Source organism: uncultured Caballeronia sp. (assembly GCF_964243625.1).
Taxonomy (GTDB): Bacteria; Pseudomonadota; Gammaproteobacteria; order Burkholderiales; family Burkholderiaceae; genus Caballeronia.
The window spans coordinates 1-3,533 of record NZ_CAXTGZ010000621.1; the positions used below are offsets into that span (position 1 = coordinate 1).

3 protein-coding genes are annotated in these 3,533 nt (G+C 61.2%); all 3 read right to left on the reverse strand.

All coding sequences use genetic code 11. From position 1 onward, the window contains the following. Positions 1–83 (reverse strand): formate dehydrogenase subunit delta (locus tag ACFFAR_RS28145; protein WP_174364400.1); only part of this gene is annotated, 83 nt, incomplete at its 3' end. A gap of 2 nt (positions 84–85) precedes the next feature. Then, positions 86–2,995 (reverse strand): formate dehydrogenase subunit alpha, encoded by a 2,910-nt coding sequence (fdhF, locus tag ACFFAR_RS28150; protein WP_062000036.1) that lies wholly within the window; start codon positions 2,993–2,995, stop codon positions 86–88. Positions 2,996–3,011: 16 nt separating this feature from the next. Then, positions 3,012–3,533 (reverse strand): NADH-ubiquinone oxidoreductase-F iron-sulfur binding region domain-containing protein (locus tag ACFFAR_RS28155; protein ID WP_375508903.1); only part of this gene is annotated, 522 nt, incomplete at its 5' end.

Genomic DNA, 3,533 nt, shown 5'->3' on the forward strand with positions numbered 1-3,533 from the left:
TCAAGCGCTTCCTCGTGATCCGGCATCGAATCGAAGAACTCGCCAATCTGATTTGCCATGTCCACCAGGCTGTTCACATCCATGATTATTTCCCCGACGTAACCGGCAATTCACGCAAGTTCAGGAACTCGAGCTGCTGGACATTGAACGCCGAATAGTCCTTCTGCCATTGCGACGGCTGTTCCACCGGCATCACCTGCACGGCCGTCACCTTGTACTCGGGGCAGTTCGTGGCCCAGTCGGAGGAGTCGGTGGTGATCACGTTCGCGCCTGATTCCGGGAAGTGGAAGGTCGTGTACACCACGCCCGGTTGCATGCGCTCGGTGATCTTGGCGCGCAGCACGGTCTGACCCGCACGTGATTCAATACCCACCCAGTCGTCCGCCTTGATCCCACGGTCCTCGGCGTCGACCGGATGAATCTCCAGCCGGTCCTCGTCGTGCCAGCGCGAATTCTCCGTGCGCCGCGTTTGCGCGCCCACGTTGTACTGCGACAGGATTCGCCCCGTCGTCAGCAGCAGCGGGTATTTGCGCGTGACCTTCTCCGGCGTCGCGATGAACTTCGTGATCACGAAGTGACCCTTGCCGCGCACGAATTCATCGATATGCATGGTCGGCGTGCCTTCCGGCGCCTGCGCGTTGCAAGGCCACTGGATGCTGCCGAGTTCATCGAGACGCTTGTACGACACGCCCGTGAACGTCGGCGTGAGGCTTGCGATCTCATCCATGATCTGTGACGGGTGCGTATAGCCCATTTCATACCCGAGCGCGCGCGCCAGCTTGATCGTCACTTCCCAGTCGGCAAGACCCGGCAGCGGAGGCATGACCTTGCGCACGCGCGAAATGCGGCGTTCGGCATTCGTGAACGTGCCGTCCTTTTCCAGGAACGACGAACCCGGCAGGAACACATGCGCATACTTGGCGGTTTCGTTCAGGAAGATATCCTGCACGACGATACATTCCATCGACGACAACGCCTTCGACACGTGCTGCGTATTCGGGTCCGACTGGACGATGTCCTCGCCCTGGCAATAAAGGCCGAGGAAGCTGCCGTGAACGGCGGCATCGAACATGTTCGGAATGCGCAGTCCCGGTTCCGACTGCAGCTTGACGCTCCACGCTTCTTCGAACAATGCGCGCACAGCCGCGTCGCTGATATGGCGATAGCCCGGCAACTCGTGCGGGAACGAACCCATGTCGCACGAACCCTGCACGTTGTTCTGGCCACGCAGCGGATTCACGCCGACACCTTCACGGCCAATATTGCCCGTTGCCATCGCAAGATTCGCGATGCCCATGACGGTCGTCGAGCCTTGCGCATGTTCCGTCACGCCGAGGCCGTAATAGATCGCGCCGTTGCGTGCGTTGGCATAAATGCGCGCGGCTTCGCGAACGGACTGCGCCGGAACGCCGGTAATGGCTTCCATGGCTTCAGGCGAGTTTTCTTCCAACGATACAAAGTCGCGCCATTGCTGGAACGCGCGCGCTTCGCAGCGCTCGGCTACGAATTCTTCGTCCACGAGCCCCTCGGTGACGATCACATGGGCGAGCGAGTTGACCACCGCGACGTTCGTGCCCGGACGCAAGGCCAGATGATGCGAAGCCTTCACGTGCGGCGTATCGACGATATCGATCCGGCGCGGATCCACCACGAGCAGTTGCGCGCCTTCACGCACGCGCCGCTTGAGACGCGATGCAAACACAGGGTGGCCATCGGTCGGATTCGCACCGATCACCATGATCACGTCGGCCTTCTCAACCGATGCAAACGTCTGCGTGCCCGCCGATTCACCCAGCGTTGTCTTCAGCCCGTAACCCGTCGGCGAATGGCAAACACGGGCGCAGGTATCGACGTTGTTGTTGCCGAACGCCGCGCGCACGAGTTTTTGCACGAGGTAGGTTTCCTCGTTCGTGCATCGTGACGATGTAATCCCGCCGATCGAATCCACGCCGTACTTGTCCTGAATGCGGCGGAATTCGCTCGCCGCATACGAAAGCGCTTCTTCCCAGCTTACTTCGCGCCACGGGTCGGTGATCTTCGCGCGGATCATCGGCTTGGTGATGCGGTCCTTGTGCGTGGCATAACCCCATGCAAAGCGGCCCTTGACGCAGGCGTGGCCGTCGTTGGCATCGCCGTTCTTGTTCGGCACCATGCGCACGACCTGGCTGCCTTTCATTTCCGCCTTCAGCGAGCAGCCGACGCCGCAGTACGCGCACGTGGTCACGACCGAATGCTCGGGCTGACCCAGCATGATGACGGTCTTTTCCTGCAGCGTCGCCGTTGGGCATGCCGCCACGCACGCGCCGCACGACACGCATTCCGATTCCATGAACGGCTGGTTTTCGCTTGCCGCCACGCGCGATTCGAAACCGCGTCCCGCGATGGTCAGCGCGAACGTGCCTTGCGTCTCTTCGCACGCGCGCACGCATCGGTTACATACGATGCACTTCGACGCGTCGTACGTGAAATACGGATTGGATTCGTCCTTCTTGTCCTTCAGGTGATTCGCGCCTTCGTAGCCGTAGCGCACTTCGCGCAAACCAACCACGCCTGCCATGTCCTGCAGTTCGCAGTCGCCGTTTGCCGGGCACGTCAGGCAATCGAGCGGGTGATCGGAGATATACAACTCCATCACGTTCTTGCGCAGCGACTGCAGCTTGTCCGTTTGCGTGCGCACTTTCATGCCGGCTTCAACGGGTGTCGTGCACGATGCCGGATAACCCCGCTTGCCCTCGATTTCGACCAGGCAGAGACGGCACGAACCAAACGGCTCGAGCGAATCCGTCGCGCAAAGTTTCGGCACGTTTACACCGGCCTCGATCGCCGCGCGCATCACCGATGTTCCGGCCGGTACGGTGACCGGCGTGCCATCGATATCCAGCGTCACATCGATATCGGCATGGCGCAGCGGCGTGCCGTAGTCGGTGTCGTCGAAGGGATCGCGCAGCTTCGTTTTGCAGGCGCAATTACCGGAACCGCAGGAAGAACTGGACATATATGTGCTCCTTCTTTTAAGCCGCTTTCTGCGACGGCTTACGCGAAAGACCGAAGTCTTCGGGGAAATGATCGAGGGCGGACATCACCGGATAGGGCGTCATGCCGCCCATCGCGCAGAGCGATCCGGCAAGCATGGTGTCGCAGAGTTCGCGCAGCAACGTAACCTGTTTCGGCGATGTATCGCCGGCGCGGATCTTCGCGATGACTTCAACGCCGCGCGTGGAACCGATCCGGCACGGCGTGCATTTGCCGCAGGATTCGACGGCGCAAAAGTGCATCGCGTACTGGGCGAGGTCGGCGAGGTTGGAGGTGTCGTCGTGAATCACGATGCCGCCATGACCGACCACCGCGCCCACCGCCGCATACGCTTCGTAATCCATGGGGATATCCCATTGGCTCTCGGGCAAATATGTGCCAAGCGGACCGCCGACTTGCACAGCGCGCGCCGGCCGGCCGGTTGCCGTGCCACCGCCATATTCGTAGATCAGTTCGCGCAACGTGACGCGCGCGCGGCTCGCGAGCGGATGCACCGAACG